This window comes from Williamwhitmania sp. (genome assembly GCA_035529935.1).
Taxonomy (GTDB): Bacteria; Bacteroidota; Bacteroidia; order Bacteroidales; family Williamwhitmaniaceae; genus Williamwhitmania.
In genome coordinates this window covers 1-17,709 of the sequence record DATKVT010000232.1, presented here as the reverse complement: position 1 = coordinate 17,709, position 17,709 = coordinate 1, and the positions used below count along the sequence as shown (strand labels likewise).

The 17,709-nt window shown below is 39.8% G+C and carries 18 protein-coding genes; 17 read left to right on the top strand and 1 reads right to left on the bottom strand.

Annotation, left to right across the window (positions count from 1 at the left end; genetic code table 11):
• Positions 1-383: hypothetical protein (locus VMW01_17680; GenBank protein HUW08073.1), on the top strand; the 383-nt coding region annotated here is incomplete at its 5' end.
• A 114-nt stretch (positions 384-497) separates the two neighbouring features.
• Here the strand turns inward: VMW01_17680 and VMW01_17675 are convergent.
• Entirely contained in the window at positions 498-1,577 is a 1,080-nt protein-coding gene (locus VMW01_17675; protein ID HUW08072.1) for a carboxypeptidase-like regulatory domain-containing protein, read from the bottom strand.
• A gap of 370 nt (positions 1,578-1,947) precedes the next feature.
• On the opposite strand from VMW01_17675, the gene VMW01_17670 reads away from it, so the two are divergent.
• The 16 genes from VMW01_17670 to VMW01_17595 all read left to right on the top strand — a co-directional run.
• Positions 1,948-2,736 carry a hypothetical protein gene (locus VMW01_17670; GenBank protein HUW08071.1) on the top strand — a complete coding sequence of 263 codons (789 nt, stop codon included), beginning with the start codon at positions 1,948-1,950 and terminating at the stop codon, positions 2,734-2,736.
• Between the two features lie 491 nt (positions 2,737-3,227).
• Positions 3,228-3,362 carry a type I restriction-modification system subunit M N-terminal domain-containing protein gene (locus VMW01_17665; protein ID HUW08070.1) on the top strand — a complete coding sequence of 45 codons (135 nt, stop codon included), beginning with the start codon at positions 3,228-3,230 and terminating at the stop codon, positions 3,360-3,362.
• Positions 3,363-3,374: 12 nt separating this feature from the next.
• Positions 3,375-5,339: an AAA family ATPase gene (locus VMW01_17660; GenBank protein HUW08069.1), complete on the top strand. Its 1,965-nt coding sequence runs from the start codon at positions 3,375-3,377 to the stop codon at positions 5,337-5,339.
• On the top strand, positions 5,314-6,288 hold the full coding sequence (locus VMW01_17655) for a hypothetical protein (protein ID HUW08068.1): 975 nt from the start codon (positions 5,314-5,316) through the stop codon (positions 6,286-6,288). Before VMW01_17660 ends, VMW01_17655 begins: the two co-directional genes overlap by 26 nt.
• 16 nt (positions 6,289-6,304) lie before the next feature.
• Complete coding sequence (locus VMW01_17650) at positions 6,305-8,128, top strand: DUF262 domain-containing protein (protein ID HUW08067.1); 1,824 nt, start codon at positions 6,305-6,307, stop codon at positions 8,126-8,128.
• A gap of 69 nt (positions 8,129-8,197) precedes the next feature.
• A complete protein-coding gene (locus VMW01_17645; protein ID HUW08066.1) occupies positions 8,198-9,238 on the top strand; it encodes a hypothetical protein in 1,041 nt (346 codons plus the stop codon).
• A complete protein-coding gene (locus VMW01_17640) occupies positions 9,235-9,891 on the top strand; it encodes an HIRAN domain-containing protein (protein ID HUW08065.1) in 657 nt (218 codons plus the stop codon). Before VMW01_17645 ends, VMW01_17640 begins: the two co-directional genes overlap by 4 nt.
• A gap of 144 nt (positions 9,892-10,035) precedes the next feature.
• Positions 10,036-10,581 carry a hypothetical protein gene (locus VMW01_17635; protein HUW08064.1) on the top strand — a complete coding sequence of 182 codons (546 nt, stop codon included), beginning with the start codon at positions 10,036-10,038 and terminating at the stop codon, positions 10,579-10,581.
• Between the two features lie 5 nt (positions 10,582-10,586).
• Complete coding sequence (locus VMW01_17630) at positions 10,587-10,829, top strand: hypothetical protein (protein ID HUW08063.1); 243 nt, start codon at positions 10,587-10,589, stop codon at positions 10,827-10,829.
• The gene (locus tag VMW01_17625) at positions 10,826-11,257 is read left to right on the top strand and encodes a protein-export chaperone SecB (GenBank protein ID HUW08062.1); all 432 of its coding nucleotides are present in this window, start codon (positions 10,826-10,828) and stop codon (positions 11,255-11,257) included. The genes VMW01_17630 and VMW01_17625 overlap by 4 nt, the downstream gene beginning before the upstream one ends.
• A 424-nt stretch (positions 11,258-11,681) precedes the next feature.
• Entirely contained in the window at positions 11,682-11,810 is a 129-nt protein-coding gene (kdpF, locus tag VMW01_17620; protein HUW08061.1) for a K(+)-transporting ATPase subunit F, read from the top strand.
• A 2-nt stretch (positions 11,811-11,812) separates the two neighbouring features.
• Positions 11,813-13,504: a potassium-transporting ATPase subunit KdpA gene (gene kdpA, locus VMW01_17615; protein ID HUW08060.1), complete on the top strand. Its 1,692-nt coding sequence runs from the start codon at positions 11,813-11,815 to the stop codon at positions 13,502-13,504.
• Positions 13,505-13,518: 14 nt separating this feature from the next.
• Complete coding sequence (kdpB, locus tag VMW01_17610; protein HUW08059.1) at positions 13,519-15,600, top strand: potassium-transporting ATPase subunit KdpB; 2,082 nt, start codon at positions 13,519-13,521, stop codon at positions 15,598-15,600.
• A 10-nt stretch (positions 15,601-15,610) separates the two neighbouring features.
• Positions 15,611-15,814 (top strand): hypothetical protein, encoded by a 204-nt coding sequence (locus VMW01_17605; protein ID HUW08058.1) that lies wholly within the window; start codon positions 15,611-15,613, stop codon positions 15,812-15,814.
• The gene (kdpC, locus tag VMW01_17600) at positions 15,811-16,383 is read left to right on the top strand and encodes a potassium-transporting ATPase subunit KdpC (GenBank protein ID HUW08057.1); all 573 of its coding nucleotides are present in this window, start codon (positions 15,811-15,813) and stop codon (positions 16,381-16,383) included. Before VMW01_17605 ends, kdpC begins: the two co-directional genes overlap by 4 nt.
• A partial coding sequence (locus VMW01_17595) for a universal stress protein (GenBank protein HUW08056.1) occupies positions 16,380-17,709 on the top strand: 1,330 nt, incomplete at its 3' end. The genes kdpC and VMW01_17595, both read left to right, overlap by 4 nt.

The following is a 17,709-nucleotide window of genomic DNA, read 5'->3' as shown; positions in this document are numbered from 1 at the left end:
GACAGCTGGGCTACGAGCTTACGCAGGCAACGCTATCGCGCGATCTGAAATCGCTTGGGGTAGCTAAGATGCCCGATAACGAAAAGGGCTACATATACGTTTTGCCTGAGAAGATGGGAATGCACGACCGTATGCCCTCCTCGCTGAATCTTCCCACCGAGAGCGTTATCTCACTTGAATTTTCATACAACTTTGGCATTGTGCGCACGCTTCCAGGCTTTGCCAGCAGCGTGGCCATCTACATCGACTCCTTTCGTTCCAAGGAGATTGCTGGCACCATTGCCGGCGACGACACCATACTGATTATCCCCCGCGAACCAGCCTCCAACGAGGAGGTGAAGAAAACGCTTCAGCACGTTCTTCCAAAGCTATTTGAGGAGTAAACCACTGCACAAACAATTAAACAGAACGGAATAGCAGTTGTGCCCCATTGCCATTCAAACCCAGAAATTTGCTCGTTGCAGCTGGCTATTGCCTACGGTGAATATATTTAGCTACTAATGTTTTACCGTAGCCTTGGGATGCTTCACATAGTCGAGGGGAAGCATATCACCTAGCCGTTTTGCACCAAGCTCGCCGCCAAATGAAATCTTGCTTGGCTCTGAGTTGTTGCCGTAGCTGTCGAGGTAAAAGGTTTTGGTTCTAAATACCACAAACGACTGCTCCCTTCTTCGATAAACAATCCCTAGGTTTATTGTAGAATTTGTTAGAGGATTGCCACTTAACACCAAGCCTCTTAGTTTTCTCTTAAGAACTGTGACCTTTTTATATTCAGCCGAATCACTAACCGTGAAACAGCTGTCGGGCGAGATTAATGAGCCACCCGAAATGAGCTCAAACTGCCGCTGCTTCCAAGTATGATCGCGCATAGCACGAAAAAAATCGAGTGCTGAGCCATCATAGCAATTTGCTCGATGAATTTCCTCCTTCCCATTTGGTTCTTTATCATCTTTAAAAAAGATGGTTCCAAGAAAATATGAACCACTCATGCTATTATTCAACAGCGTATTATCGCTAAATTTTACTTGGAATTCAACCATGTCAAAAGTAACTTTATATCCGAGGTATGGATTAAAAATTACGAGGGGTTTGCTCGCCATGGCCTCAAGCAACTTATCGCGCTTGCTATAGCTAAAGGTAACTACCTCCTCATTTAAAATACGACAGCGTCTCCCAGCTTGGGTATTCCCCAGCAGCTGGCGGCGAAATATCCTAAGCTTTTGCTTTCGGCTGAATCCATCGCCGGTAACTACCAATGCCTTAATTTCTACAGTAGTGGGCTGCAGCACTATTTTCTGAACGGGATGCTGAAAAGGGTTCGCCAATACCACCGTTTGGTAGCCAACCATGCTCACCACCAGATTTGTATTTACTGGCTCCTTAACCGTTAGGGAGTAATGTCCATAGGCATCGGCACTGCAGCCAATGGAGGTTCCATCGAGGTAAACGGAGGCACCAATGGCCGGATCGCCATGCTCATCTATAACTACACCGCTAAGTGTTTGGGCGGCAAGGTTGGTTGCGCCTATGCTGACACCTAAAACTACTATACCAATAAATCGAAGAATGCTTTTCATACTGATTACTAAACGTTACGTAATTCAAATGTAGCGATTTTGATTGTTGACACAAGCACTTTTGTCTGAGATAGTAATTACAATCCCTGTTGGCGGAAATTGCACTGGAGCGCAAAGAACATACCTTGCCAAAAGCAGCCTCCCATTCCCCAAACTGTAAAAAACATTGGTATTAAGGCAGCTCGATACACCACATTGAGCAACTGCCTGTTGGATGTTTTTTTTGACGAATGGAAACGGTGGCAAAATGCCAACTCAAAGTTTTAGCAATCGCTAATAGTTGTTTTTTTTGGATAACAACAGGCTTTAGCTACCTTTAAATGCACATTTCACGAGCAACAGAGCAAGAAATTTAACAAAAAACAAGATAATGGCAGACTACTACTTCCCCTTTGGCGAAAAATTGACTAGAGTACAGCAGACGGACACCGCACCCAACAAAGAAGTTTTTGTTCTTGGGGTTTATGCCAGCGCAGTTCATGCACGATGGATTGGTGCCGACAACATAGAAAAGGTAAAAACCATGGCTGTGGCTAGCGAACCTTACATATTTTGGAAAGGCGACGATGCCGAACAAATTATTTCGTCCATAAAAATTCCAGCAGAGCTGGGGAGGCTCGAAATACCAACAAACAACTCGTTGAATGGCCCCTCTAGCGTTGCCCTCGACAAGCTATTCCTCAATCCACTAGGAGTAAGCCGAGACCAAGCATGGCTTTGTGATTTATTGCCAGAATCGCGCGTAAACCCAAGCCAAAGTTACGTTTTGAAGAAGCACTACACCGAGGAAATTATTGAAAAGTATAACCTCGCTCCTGCCACTGTTCCGGTATTCAACGAAAATGAGATTAAAAACAATGCCGAAATCCGCTGCAAGGAGATAGCTGGCGAGCTGGAGGCATCGGGGGCTAAGACCATTATTCTTTTGGGCGACATTCCCATTCGATGGTTTATAAACCATTACGACAGAAGCTTTACAAGCCTTTCGCAACTTATAAACACGAAGGTGAAATATGGCGTGCCGCATAAAATCAATATAAATGACAAACCCTATTCCGTAATTCCACTCTGCCATCCAAGAACCGCCGCACGGCTTGGAACCTTTTCGGAGTATTGGGCACAGCAGCACGACAGCTGGGTAAGGGGAAAGCTTGCATAGGCGAAGAAATTAGGACAGTAGATTTAAATACGAAATAAGGATAGTAACGGCATGCTTTGCCAGCTGCTGGAACTTCTCCATTGAATGGCTGTTGATACTAGCCAAAACAGGTTGATGCAACCATATGTAACAATTGTAATTCAGCTAATTGCCAATAAAAAGGCATTGAATTGGTGCGTTTTCCAGTGAACAAACCCAATTTCCCAAACGGTAAAAGACATGGGCATTATGGCAGCTCGGCAAACTAACTTGAGCTGCGGCTGGATGGGGAATATATTGACGATCGAAAAGATGATTTTTGCACTTCCCGAAGAGGTGCATTTTTATTTACAGAAGAAACAGCAGCGCATTTTGATGTTTTTTGGAAAATGATTGCTACTTTTAATATATATAATCAACAAATGAAGGTGCACAAAGGAGCTGATTTTGAACCAGCACACCGCAAATAAATAGCTACCTTTAAACTTTCATTGAAAATACGAATAGGCTACATGGCAAAGAAAAACGGAAACGGAACAGAAGAACCCCGAGAAAAGCAACTCTGGAAAACAGCGGACAAGCTCCGTAAGAACATTGATGCAGCAGAATACAAGCACATTGTTTTGGGACAAATATTTCTGAAATAAACATTGTAATAAATGGAATTATTGTATTTTTTTATAGAAAACTGTGATGGAATAGCGAGTCCTCAGGAGGTTTCGTTAACCGGAGAATATAGCTTTACTCTTTCGAAATATTCTAAAGAGTCAAGAGAACTAGAACTACAAATAATAAAACTACACACTTTCCCTTCAAACTTTTACTCTTCTAATATCCGAAATATCACCGCCTTTATTGGTGAAAATGGAGCAGGTAAAACTAGTTTTCTTGAGTTTTTAAAGCGTTTTTATACAAGCAGACTACATTACAATGACAAATTTCTTGCTGTTCTTCGTTTTGGGGAAAAGATACAAGTATATCATACTCTCTACGAATTTATAGAAGCTTCTGAAGACTTCGAATCTCCATTATATAAAGACGAATGGCAGATAAAAATTAATTACAATTCAAGGGACAAAATACCAATTTGTCTTTATCCTTTGTTTTCGTCACGTCTAACAGAAATCATAGAATTAAACAAAACAAAAACAATTTTTTACTCAGGTATTTTTGATTTAAAAGGATATCCCTACCCAGATAAAAATGATTTCATCGACATATCAACCAATTACTTAGTAGAAAAAGATGCAAACGTTGATAACTTTAGTCTACCAGGGAAAAACATCCTACTACGCCATAAGCACAAAAACATATTGCGTCAAATCAAGGTGGTTAACTCCAATTTATTGGATAACCTAGAATTTCCCCCACCAAAATACATTAGTCTTATTTTTGACGTAGTAAATTTCAATATCGATGACTCTCGAGATATTGATTTTGAGGACAAAAAGATATTTACATATTTTAAAGACAGGATTAGATCAGAATATTCGCTTATCAATAAAACTATCAAAAAAGGAATTGACACTGATGAATTATTATCATCAAGAGCCTTAAACCATAAATGCAAACTTGCATTTGTTGAAGCGCTTATATATAATTACTTTAAAAATATCGACAATGGAGATTATTTTGATATTTTATCGGGAGTTAATATTTCAAATTACAATAAGATAAGTATTTATGACGCAGCAAAAGAATTTTTCAATTCTCAAATTATTGTAAGTAGCGCAGATATCACAAATCTAATTGAAAGCGCATATTCTATAATTGATAATGTAGAAAACACTGCTTCTCTTGACGAAGGAAGTCGTAAAATAGAGATACAGAACAAAGCCTCAGTTGTAGAACTTTTATCAAACTACGAAACATATCTCGAATCATTTAATAATGGAACAAGTTTTGGTTTTATTAGCACAGAATGGCATGATATGAGTAGTGGCGAAAAAGCGTTCTTAGATTTATTTTCAAGACTATATGATGCAAAGGACCAAATTCTTAGAGAGAATTCACCAGAAGCAGAAGTAGAAACAGTTTGTATTATACTTGATGAAGCGGAGATTGGTTTTCATCCTGAATGGCAGAGGAAGTATCTGGCTACACTCCAGAATTTTCTTTCATACCTATTTGCAACAACAGAGAGAACCATTTTTAAAAACACCAAAATTCAATTGTTTATTGCAAGTCATTCTCCATTTTTAGTTTCGGATCTACCCAAAAGCAACATTGTATTCCTAAGGAAAAATTTCGAATCTTCCTTAAATTATAGTGCAGTAGATAATGAACAAACATTTGGTTCAAATATTCATACACTATATTCCGATTCGTTTTTCTTGAAAAACACTATTGGTGAATTTGCAAAACAAAAAATCAGCAATCTCATTGAATATCTTAACAGCAAGGCTAAAACAAGTAAAAAACTCAATTTTGATAAAGAATCGAGTTTAAACCTTATAGAAATAATTGGGGAGCCACTAATCAAAAATCAACTCCAGGACATGTGGAACGAAAAATTTCAAGAACAACAATACGATACAAAAGGAGTTGATCTGATTACAAGAATTAAAGAACTAAAACAAGAAAATAAACAATTAAGAGATGCGGCCCATAAGAATAGACCATAAACTTGATAATTACTTTGGAAAACTTGTTGACAAGGAACTTTTACAAGCGAATAGTGCTATATCAAAAGCAAAAGCAGAAATTTTAAAATTGAGAAATTCATATAATTCACTGGACAAGGAATATCAAGTTCTTGAAGAAATTACAGCTGATTTCAAGAAGTTTATTCTTCTCCGTCCAGAAGAGCAGGAACAATTTGTAAAAGAATGGGATTCTGATTTATTTTATGATCGGCCAAATGCAAGTACAAGGAAGAAAACAAATTCTTTTAGCAAAAAAATTTTAGAGGCATTAGATTATGAGGAGTTCAGAAAAAGTTATGCTCATAAAATTATAGAAACTATTGGTCTGAAAACATGTCCTTATTGTAATGCAATGCTTACAGTTGTTACTAATAGTAAAAACGGAAATAAAAAATCTCGATTCCAATTAGATCACTTTTTCCCTAAATCAAAATATCCATTGTTGAGTATATCTTTTTTCAATCTCATTCCATCTTGTGGAAATTGCAATATAACCAAGAGTTCAAGGAATGTAACATTGGGTTTAGACTTTCATTTATATGCAAATGACACACCTTTAGAAGGTTTTACATTTCAAATAACAAAATGCAGCGAAGCCAAATACCGACTCTCAAACAACAGAGACGATATTGAAGTTGGGTTTAAGCATGGACAAGATGGAAATACAAAATATGCAACCAATCATGACAAAACCTATGGAATTTCGGAACTATATAATACACAAATAGACATTGTCGAAGAACTATTTTGGAAATCAAAAGCATATAGTGCTTCACGTATTAAAGAGCTATCCTTGATTCTTAAAATTGATGAAGCACTAGTTCACAGAATGGTTATTGGTAGCTATATTGATAAAGAAGATATCCACAAACGACCATTAACGAAATTCACCCAAGATATTGCCAGACAATTAAAACTGATTAAGTAACTAACATATAACAAATATGGAGTCTTTCGATTCAACCAAAAGAAGCCTTTATGAGATATTAAAGGATGTAAATTCGGGGAAAATACAACTACCCGATTTCCAGAGGGGATGGGTTTGGGACGATAATCGCATTAAAGGAATTATTGCAAGTGTGGCAAAGTCATTTCCGATTGGAGCAGTCATGCTTCTTGAGACAGGCAATGAAAGCATCAGATTTAAAACAAAACCAGTTGAGGGTGTTTTAGGAATAAATGGAACAAAGCCTGACATGTTAATACTTGATGGACAGCAACGTATTACATCGCTTTATCAGGCAATAATCACCAACAGAGCTGTTACTACTCGAAATACAAAGGGTTACGAAATTCGACGCTGGTACTATATTGATATGGTAAAGGCAATGGACCCGAGCACGGACTTAGAAGAAGCAATTTTCTCCATTAATGAAAATAAAATAGTAACAGCAAATATTGGGAGGGATATTGTACTTAACCTAACAAAGGAGGAGTATGAATATAAGAATTTGATGTATCCTGTCTGTATGGTAGATGAATACAGTGTTTGGAGAAAAGGATTTAACAAGTATTGGAATCACGCAAGTGAGAAATCTGAATTTTGGGATGATTTCGAAGAAAAAATAATAAACAACTTTAATGGGTATATGCTTCCTGTCATTTTAATGAAGAAAGAGAATCCCAAGGAAGCTGTATGTCAGGTATTCGAAAAGGTTAATACTGGTGGCGTTTCGCTAACTGTCTTCGAGCTTCTTACCGCTACGTTTGCATCGGATGAGTTTGACCTTAAATCGGATTGGGAAAAGATCAAAGATGAGTTTCGACCCTACAGAGTGCTCTGGAACACCAGTAATACTGACATTATTCAAGCCATAACGTTATATTCTACCTACCAAAAGCGAATTGAGAAATTGCAAAATGGAGATGTGGAATATGCACCATCCGTAAGTGCTAAGAGAAAAGAGATGCTAAATCTATCCCTTGCAGAATATGAAAAGTATAGAGATGATATTGTTAAGGGCTTTATAAAGGCATCGAAAATTCTAGTTGAAAATCACATTTTCAATTCTAGAGATCTTCCTTATAGCACACAACTTATTCCAATGACAGCAATATTAGCAAAACTTGGAAACAAGATTGATAATATTGGAAACAAGAACAAGCTTATGCGTTGGTTCTGGTGTGGCGTTTTCGGTGAATTATATGGTTCTGCAAATGAATCTAGATATGCATTGGACATTGCACAGGTAGTTGATTGGATTGAAAACAACAATGTTGAGCCAAAGACTATTTACGATGCAAATTTTTCACCATCTAGACTAAATACGCTACGCACGCGAAATAGTGCTGCATATAAAGGAGTGTATGCCTTGCTTATGGATGAGAATACCAAAGACTGGTTGTCGGCCACTAAAATTGATTTTAGCACCTATTTTTCTGAATCAATTGATATTCATCACATATTCCCTGTGGCATGGTGCGAAAAGAACGGCATTGCAAGATATGATTTTGATTGTATAATAAATAAAACACCACTATCAGGTCGCACTAATAGAATAGTGAGTGGTGATGCCCCAAGTAAGTATTTAAGTCGATTAAAAGCCAGTGCAGCTGTTGCTGAAGAGGAGTTTAATACCATATTGAAATCACATGTCGTAGCTCCTGAGTTTATGTATAGCGATGATTTTTATGGTTTCTTTAACAACCGTAAAAACCAAATTCTTAATCGAATTGAGCAAGCGATGGGAAAGACAATTGCGAGAGATCAGGCAATATATGAAGAAGGGCAATTTATTAATTCTTCAGATGATGAAGAGGATGAGTAATCCATTCTTTGTGAATTTACATAGGTTGGAGACATAATATAGATAAGCCTATTTATAAGTTATAGTGCCATGGCCAATTACTTTGATGTATCAGAATGGAATCAGCAACTTCAGTTTCAAACTGGAGGAACACGTAATAAAATAGTGGTATCGCACCCGGAAACAGGTGAGCGATATTTTTTTAAAACATCGTTAAAAAAAGAAAAGTTAGACTATAAGTTTGAATTTTGGTCGGAGATAATAGCCTCGGAGGTTGGTCAATACCTTGGCTTTAACATGCTCAAATATGATATAGCATACAATAGTGGAGAAATTGGGTGTATTTCAAAATCGATGGTTACTGAAGGTAAAAACAATCTTACGGAAGGAATTCGCTATCTCTCAGGATATGACAACACTTATAACCCCCAAGATAAGCAATCGTATAGCGCCTATACTTTTCAATTTATTAGAGAGGCGTTAAAATTATTTGGATTTGAAGATTCAATCAGAGAGATAATACGGGTCATCATTCTCGACAGTATTATCGGGAATAGTGATAGACACCAAGAAAACTGGGGCTTCATTACAGAATACAACGACATTATTGCTGAAATAAGAAAAACAGGTGTTGACATTGGAAAAACAATTGTTGGTAAGCTAGGCATCCTGCTTGTTTCCGTAATTAATAAGACAAAAAAAGAAGATTTACATAAGGTTTTCAAAAATGTAGACCTAATTATGCCATCAACCTTTTCCCCAATTTATGATAGCGGCAGCTGCTTGGGGCGCGAGATTGAAGATGATCGTGTATCCAAAATGCTTAGCGATAGAAATATGCTTGATGCATATATAAACAGAGGAAAGGCAGAGATACGTTGGGAAAATGAGCACCTCTCGCACTTTGGATTAATTGAGAAGGTTAAGGATGAATACCCCTCAGAAGTAAATGCGATAATTGATGTAGTATCTAACCGTTTTAATGAACAACGGCTTCGTGAAATAGTTAGTAATATAGATAGAAACCTCCCTGAAAACTTAAATATTCATAAACTGCCTGTTGAGAGGAAGGAGCTAATATCAAAAATGATAACTTTGCGGTTCAACAAACTGAAAGGACTAAGACAGTGAAAGCGTTAGGAAACATATTCTTAACTTGGAGAAAGGGAAAAGGAGAGAGAAGAAAAATTGTTGGAACTATTCGTCGCGGTTCCAGCAGTAGTGTTCGCTTTAACTATAACTTGGAGGCAGTACAGGAGGCATACAAGGAAGGATTTTCGCCTTATACCGATTTTCCTGAAATAGATAAAACTTACACCGATAATGTACTTGAGGTGTTTGGACAAAGATTAATTAAGACAGACCGTTCTGACATTAATCGTTTCTTAGATTTCTGGGCAATAAACCCAAAGTTTAAGGATGATAAATACTACATGCTTGCGCATACCCAAGGAATGCTATCGACCGATAACTTTGAGTTTCTAGTAGATTTTCATCCTGTAAAAGACTTATGCTTTATTACCGAAATAAGTGGGCTAACCTCACGCAGTATTCCATCGGAAACAATACAAGTGGGTGATGAATTGCGTTGGGAAGTGGAACCAAAGAATTCCCATGACAAAAATGCAGTTAAGGTTTTCAAAGGTGATAGTGTGTTGGGGTATGTTAAGATAATTCACAACCGAGTGTTTCACAAAAAAAACGGTAACCGGTTAAAAATAAAGGTAAAACAAATAGAAAAGAATGGGCACCTGAACAGAGTATTTATTCAGGTTTCGTTTTAAGTAATACAAAGTTTAACTAACTCCTTAATATCCCGCTACGGTCCTCCCATAGCGGGATTGCTTTTATATCATCAGCCAGAAATTTCTGGCGATAGCGAAGGATACATTTATTTTAATATTTCAAAAGTTCGCCTAAATTTGTGTATGGTTGTTACAAAAGGATATCATACTTTGGAAGAGCGCGACAATGTAGACGCGATTGAAGAATCAGGTCCAATTAAGTGTACGCATTCTAGAGCATGGCTTGGCCTTGGATACTACTTTTGGGATACCAATATTGAATGGGCACATAGCTGGGGTAAGACAACTTATGGTGCCGATAATTATGTCATTTTTGAGATAGATATCAACCGAGATCCTACCATGTTCGATATACATGGTGATGTTTCACATCAAATAATCCTATCGGAAGCGGCATCCGCATTAAAAGATGCATTAAAGACTAAACCAATTTCACAGATAACTGTTCCTAATATAATTGAGTATCTTAAAAGACACACTGATTTTCTTCAAAGATACTTTACAATTCGGGCAGCAGATAATCCAGATTCAAGAAATATTTACTACTTTTCCACTGAGTATAAAAACTTTATGTATGCAGCACCAAGAGTTCAAGTTTGTGTGATGGAGAAAAAAAGATTACTTTTGCGCACCTTTAAAGTAGTATACCCAGAAATTTACAAGCAATAAAAGTTATGAAATCCTCTTTAACCGACCAATTGAAATCTCACTTAGCTTCAGTAAGCCATGAAGAGTTCATAAAAGAGTGGGAGGAAATAGAAGCGCTAGGCTTTATAGGACCTACTGTAGACGAGTTGATTTCAGCAGAGTATTCTGGCTCTATATCTAATGGAAACTCACCAGATAAGTTATACTCAGGGTATAACAATAGGTATGAAGAAGTAACTTCTGAAAACAATTACGCTTTAGCAGCATGAGCAAACCTAACAATGCCTCTTTTAGTTTTCTTGGTTATACAATTCAGGAATCTCACATTAAAGTGTCTGGGCCTGAGTTGAACAGCGTTACTGTGACCTTTAAACCCAAAGGGATAATTCTTCCAAAACTGAATCAATTTCATCTTGAACTGGAGATTAACCTCACGGAATCAAAGGGAAACTTTAAAATCAGAATTAAATCGTTGGGAATGTTTGAATTTCCCAAGGAAGCAAATATTGAAGAATATAAGAATAGCTACTTCGTAACAAATGCTCCTGCCATACTTTTCCCTTACATCAGGGCATATATCTCTAGTTTAACTGCCCTATCAGGTATTCAAACGGTAACCATACCAACCTTTAATCTGACACCATTAAAAGCGGATCTATTAAAAAACATTGTGGTTGTAGAACAAAATATTCTCTAATCAAAAAAGTCATTCTATATCCCGCTACGGCCCTCCCCTTGCGGGATTATTTTTTTAGCATCAACCAGAAATCGCTTGTTGGAATAAACTAACCCCTTATTGAAAGTGGGTATTGCCACCCCACCCCATCGACCCCATCCAGGGTCGAACGTTTTTTACTCTGGCATGGTGCTATAAACACGTATTCCCTCTAGGCTTAGTTCGCCAAAGGCTCATTATCCTCAATTCAGTATTCCACCGCTCATAAAGTCAACGTATCGACTGCAAATCAAATATGTTGATTGCAGAAAACCCATGCCCAAGAAGTTCCCTCGAAGCATTGAACCATCCTCCTCTTTATAAAATCCTTATACTCTTGGCTATCTATTTTGTAGAATCCTTATAGGTTCAACCATAATTTTGTATCGATCAAAAAATAGCTAGCATGAATGCAATTATCCTTTTAGCAAATTCGAACACAGCGAATTCCACGGGCTATATTGTTGGTGGAATAGTATCGGTGTTTGTTCTTGCCTACCTGGTATACTCCCTTATCAAACCTGAAAAATTTTAGCTATGACCAATCATGATATTATTCAGGTGGCTTCGTTTTTCTTGGCGCTTATTGGTTTGGCACCAATTCTGGGCAACTACATGAGCAATGTTTTTTCAGGAAATAAACATTTTATGCTACCTCTATTTGGCTGGCTCGAGAGGATAACCTACAAGCTAGTTGGAATTAATCCGCATGAGGAAACAAGCTGGAAGTCATACACCTTTGCGCTGCTACTCTTTAACTTGACAGGATTTATATTTGTTTTTCTTCTGCAGCTCTTTCAGACCTACCTACCCTTAAATCCGGCTAACCTCTCAAACGTATCGTGGCACTCAGCCTTTAATACGGCGGTTAGCTTTATGACCAATACAAACTGGCAAGGCTATGCAGGGGAAACCACGCTAAGCTATTTTGTGCAAATGGTAGGGCTTACGGTGCAGAATTTTGTAAGTGCGGCCACAGGAATAGCCGTATTGCTGGCACTCATCAGGGGATTATCTCGAAAAACCACCGAGAACTTGGGTAATTTTTGGGTGGACCTCACGCGCTCCACGCTATATGTGCTCCTACCCTTTTCAATACTGCTTTCCATAGTATTGGTAGGGCAAGGTGTAGTGCAAAATTTCAAACCTTACGAAACGGTTCAAACATTGCAAGGCGGACAGCAGGTGATCCCGATGGGACCCGCCGCTTCGCAAATTGCCATTAAGCAGCTGGGGACCAACGGTGGCGGTTTTTTCAATGCCAACAGTGCACATCCATTCGAAAACCCAACACCATTCAGCAACTTCCTCGAAATGCTGGCAATCTTGCTTATCCCAGCCTCGTTAACCTTCACCTATGGTAAAATGGTTGGCTCTATCCGCCAGGGTTGGACAATATTCACAGCAATGCTGTTTCTATTGGTTATTGGGCTAAGCATATCGCTATACGCGGAGTATTCATCAAACCCAATTTTTGGACATTTGCCACTGATGGAAGGGAAAGAAACCCGGATAGGAATAACAAACAGCGTAATCTGGTCAACCTCCACAACCGCAGCCTCCAATGGCTCTGTAAATGCAATGCACGAGAGCCTTTCACCTCTTAGCGGTATGGTTGCCATGATAAATATAATGCTTGGAGAGGTTGTTTTTGGTGGTGTTGGAGCCGGTTTGTATGGAATGATAGTATTCATAATTCTTACGGTTTTCATAGCCGGGCTTATGGTGGGCAGAACCCCAGAATATTTAGGGAAAAAGATTGAATCGTTCGAGGTTAAGATGGCCATAATTGCAGTTCTCGCACCAAGCTTCGTAATTCTTCTCTTCTCGGCGTGGGCATCGGTAAGTAATGTAGGTCTATCGAGCCTTAATAATTCGGGGCCACATGGACTCTCGGAGATACTATATGCCTACAGCTCGGCTGCAGGAAACAATGGTAGCGCCTTTGCTGGGTTAAATGCCAATACAATTTTTTACAACCTAACCCTTGGCATTGGAATGTTAATTGGGCGATTTGGCGTAATTATTCCAGTTTTGGCAATTGCCGGAAACTTGGCGGGGAAAAAAATAACGCCACCTTCAGCCGGCACTTTTCGCACCGACAACTGGTTGTTTGCAGGGCTGCTAATTGCAGTAATCCTAATAGTTGGGGGGTTAACATTCTTTCCTGCGCTATCGCTTGGGCCTATTGTTGAGCATCTGTTACTGAAGAGTGGAGTAACCTTTTAAAATCGAATAAGGCAATGAATACGAAGCAAAATACAAGCATATTTAACAAGCAGTTGCTTTTAAGAGCAGTGAAAGACAGCTTAACCAAGCTGAATCCGGCATTACTAATAAAGAATCCGGTTATATTCATTGTGGGAATTGGGGCAGCATTAACGTCAATCATTACTATCTCCGGGGTTTTGCAAGGTAGCTTTTCATCGTTTAATCTTCAAATTTCAATATGGCTTTGGTTTACGGTTCTGTTTGCCAATTTTTCTGAAGCAATAGCAGAAGGTCGTGGTAAGGCACAGGCAGAAAGCCTTAAAAAAAATCGCACCCAAACCAAAGCCCGTAAGCTAAGTGGAAAGGAGGAGGTGCCGATTTACGCCTCTGATCTTAAAATGAACGATGTTGTTGTGTGTGAAGCGGGCGACATAATTCCTTCGGATGGTGAGGTTGTAGAGGGAATTGCCAGTGTAGACGAATCGGCCATTACCGGTGAATCGGCCCCGGTTATAAGAGAAAGCGGTGGTGATAGGTCAGCCGTAACAGGGGGAACAAAAGTTATTAGCGACCGAATTTTAATCCGAATTACATCCGAGGCGGGCAACACATTTATCGACCGCATGATTGCATTGGTGGAGGGCGCAAAACGTCAGAAAACGCCCAACGAAATTGCACTATCAATTTTGCTTTCAGGCCTATCCATCATCTTTTTACTATCGGTGGTTACGCTGCCCGCATTTTTTGGCTACAGCCTCCATGCATCGGGAATGCCCATGTCGCAAAACCTCACGATTCCTGTGCTTATCGCCTTGCTGGTCTGCCTAATTCCAACCACAATCGGCGGCTTACTAAGCGCAATAGGCATAAGCGGCATGGATCGGTTATTACAACGCAATGTTGTTGCCACGAGCGGCAGGGCCATTGAAGCCGCAGGTGATGTTGATGTGCTACTACTCGACAAAACGGGCACCATAACCCTAGGCAACCGCATGGCAACCGACTTTATCCCGGCCTCAGGTGTTACGGCTGAGGAGCTGGCCGATGCTGCCCAACTTTCATCTCTTTCGGATGAAACTCCCGAAGGCCGATCAATTGTAGTGTTGGCTAAAGAAAAGTTTAACATTCGTGGTCGTGATGTTAAGAGCTTGCACGCGCAATTCATCCCTTTTTCGGCGCAATCGCGCATGAGTGGAGTCGATATTCATTCCACCGACGGTGCCACTAACTATAGCATACGAAAAGGTTCAGCTGAAGCCATTAAAACGTTTGTGCAAAACAACAATGGCTTCTTTCCCCAAAAGGTTCAGGATGTTGTTTCGGAATTAGCACGGCAAGGCGCAACGCCATTGGTTGTTGCAAAGGACAATAAGATACTGGGCGTTATTCACCTAAAGGACATAGTAAAAGGTGGCATTAAACAACGTTTTGCAGAGCTGCGTAAAATGGGCATCAAAACGGTGATGATTACTGGCGACAATCCGTTGACTGCTGCCGCCATTGCTGCCGAAGCCGGCGTAGACGACTTTATGGCCGAAGCAAAGCCCGAAGATAAACTCCGCCGTATTCGCGAAGAGCAGCTTAGCGGACATTTAGTTGGTATGATAGGCGATGGAACCAACGATGCTCCTGCCCTTGCTCAGGCCGATGTTGGCATAGCCATGAACTCCGGAACACAAGCAGCCCGAGAAGCCGGGAATATGATTGATCTCGATAGCAACCCTACCAAGCTGATCGAGGTTGTTGAAGTAGGAAAGCAATTGCTTATGACACGTGGTGCGCTAACCACTTTTAGCATTGCCAACGATGTGGCTAAGTATTTTGCCATTATTCCCGCCATAGCCCTTTCGCTATATGCTAGCAACAACGGCGTTGGCCCACTTTCGGCACTGAACGTAATGCGGTTGGGATCACCTCAAAGCGCCATTTTGAGTGCGGTAATCTTCAATGCAATTATCATTATCCTCCTTATTCCTTTGGCACTAAAAGGGGTACGTTACCGGCCCGTGCCAGCCAATACCGCGCTAATCCGAAATTTGTTGATTTTTGGTGTAGGCGGAATGGTTGCACCGTTTATTGGCATTAAACTAATCGACATACTGATCAATTTGTAAATTCTGCGCTATGGAAAATCTTGTCAACAATTTAAGTGAAATGCTCATTCATAGAAGAAAAAATGAGTACGATAAAATGCAAGAATTGGATGCACATGCCGATAAAGATCTTCTTCTCATTTATTCAGGGAAACTCATGGAGCTTGATTTCGCAATTAAGGCCATAAATGACATGCTGGCCTACCATAAAAGGACACAAAAAGAAATGAAATGAAAACAATTGCAATTTCTCTCAAAATATTTCTGTTTTTTACTGTTCTAACAGGTGTTGCCTACCCACTTTTTATAACAGGAATTGCGCAGCTTGTATTTCCAACAAAGGCAAATGGCAGCATTATTACTATCAACCAAAAGCCAATAGGGAGCATGCTGATAGGCCAACAGTTTGATAGCAGTATATATTTTGACTCTCGACCTTCCGCCATTTCGTATAACCCATTGCCTTCGGGTGGTTCCAACTATGGTTTGACAAGCACAAAATTGAAAGAGCTTGTGCAAGAGCGAAGAAATCACTTTCTGAAATTCAATAATCTAAACAGCCATACCGATGTTCCCTCCGAAATGCTCTTTGCATCAGCAAGTGGACTCGACCCTCATATTTCGCCTCAAGCTGCCCTTTTGCAGGTTAATAGAATAGCAAAAGCAAGGAATTACAGCACGGTACAAAAACAGGAGCTGCTGCATAAGCTAGATTCGCTAATAGAACCGCCACAGTTTATTTGTTTGGGTGAACCTAGGGTGAATGTATTATTACTAAATTTAGAGACTGATAAAATAAAATGAGCAGTTTCGACACAAATAGACCGAACCCCGATGAACTTTTAGCTTCACTTTATAGGGAAGAAGAAAAGAGTAAGCGTGGAAAGCTGAAAATATTTTTCGGCATGTGTGCGGGCGTTGGTAAAACCTACACCATGCTGCAAACCGCTCATGCCGAAAAGCAAAAAGGAAGTGACATAATTATAGGTTACGTCGAAACTCACGACCGTAGAGAAACAGCCATGCTGGTGGAAGGATTTGAACTAATCCCCCGGTTAAGCATGGAATACAAATCCACCACCATTCAGGAAATGGATTTGGACAGCATCCTAGCGCACAAACCACAGGTTGTATTGGTTGATGAGCTAGCCCACACCAATGCTCCTGGTAGCCGCCATGCAAAACGGTATCAGGATGTTCTGGAGATTTTGGAGAATGGTATTGATGTTTACACAACCCTAAATGTTCAGCACCTCGAAAGCCGTTCAGAAACGGTAGCTCAAATTACAGGTATCGTGGTGCATGAAACCTTGCCTGATGAAATCTTTGAAAATGCCGACGAGATTGAGCTGGTTGACTTGACCTCCGAGGAGCTGCTTCAACGACTATCTGAAGGAAAGATTTATACTCCAGAAAGGTCGAGAGACGCTATAGAAAATTTCTTTCGTAAGGGCAACATAACTGCCTTGAGAGAAATGGCACTGCGCCTCGTAGCGGATCGGGTAGACAAGCAGCTACACGACTACTTGCAGTTAAAGCGTATCCGTGGACCGTGGAAATCGGGGTTACATCTTTTGGTTGCCATTGGCCCTAGCCCCTTCTCTAGCCGATTGCTACGCTGGGCAAAAACATTGTCGTATACCATGGGGGCAAATATCCAGGCCATCTATGTAGATACTTCACACAAGTTGACAGTGAAAGAACAGGGACAACTTGACAGGAACATCAACCTTACGAAGCAGCTGGGAATTAAGCTCCGAATAGTAACCAACTACGACATTGTTAAGGCCATTGTTGACTTTGCGCAAAAAGAAAATATTACGCACATTGTTGTTGGAAAACCACGCAGTCGCAATATTCTATCAATGTTTCGACTTGGCAATTTTGTGAATAGATTAATTCGTTACAGTGGGAATATAGATGTTTACATACTTGGAGCCGATAGGCAGGCAAAGGATTGGTTTAGAGAAAAAGCATCTGCACCCTCTTTTACTTCATCTGCTCGCCAATATTTTTCTACGTTTCTTGCTGTAGTCTTATCCTCTATCATCTGTTACCTCGTTAAAGACATCATAGGCTACCAGGTTGTTTCATTTATTTTGCTCTTCTTAGTATCGATTCTTGCCATAT

Coding starts and splice junctions, on each gene's coding strand:
- VMW01_17675 (HUW08072.1), bottom strand. CDS start 1,577: ATGAAAAGCATTCTTCGATTTATTGGTATAGTAGTTTTAGGTGTCAGC.
- VMW01_17670 (HUW08071.1), top strand. CDS start 1,948: ATGGCAGACTACTACTTCCCCTTTGGCGAAAAATTGACTAGAGTACAG.
- VMW01_17665 (HUW08070.1), top strand. CDS start 3,228: ATGGCAAAGAAAAACGGAAACGGAACAGAAGAACCCCGAGAAAAGCAA.
- VMW01_17660 (HUW08069.1), top strand. CDS start 3,375: ATGGAATTATTGTATTTTTTTATAGAAAACTGTGATGGAATAGCGAGT.
- VMW01_17655 (HUW08068.1), top strand. CDS start 5,314: ATGCGGCCCATAAGAATAGACCATAAACTTGATAATTACTTTGGAAAA.
- VMW01_17650 (HUW08067.1), top strand. CDS start 6,305: ATGGAGTCTTTCGATTCAACCAAAAGAAGCCTTTATGAGATATTAAAG.
- VMW01_17645 (HUW08066.1), top strand. CDS start 8,198: ATGGCCAATTACTTTGATGTATCAGAATGGAATCAGCAACTTCAGTTT.
- VMW01_17635 (HUW08064.1), top strand. CDS start 10,036: ATGGTTGTTACAAAAGGATATCATACTTTGGAAGAGCGCGACAATGTA.
- VMW01_17630 (HUW08063.1), top strand. CDS start 10,587: ATGAAATCCTCTTTAACCGACCAATTGAAATCTCACTTAGCTTCAGTA.
- VMW01_17625 (HUW08062.1), top strand. CDS start 10,826: ATGAGCAAACCTAACAATGCCTCTTTTAGTTTTCTTGGTTATACAATT.
- kdpF (HUW08061.1), top strand. CDS start 11,682: ATGAATGCAATTATCCTTTTAGCAAATTCGAACACAGCGAATTCCACG.
- kdpA (HUW08060.1), top strand. CDS start 11,813: ATGACCAATCATGATATTATTCAGGTGGCTTCGTTTTTCTTGGCGCTT.
- kdpB (HUW08059.1), top strand. CDS start 13,519: ATGAATACGAAGCAAAATACAAGCATATTTAACAAGCAGTTGCTTTTA.
- VMW01_17605 (HUW08058.1), top strand. CDS start 15,611: ATGGAAAATCTTGTCAACAATTTAAGTGAAATGCTCATTCATAGAAGA.
- kdpC (HUW08057.1), top strand. CDS start 15,811: ATGAAAACAATTGCAATTTCTCTCAAAATATTTCTGTTTTTTACTGTT.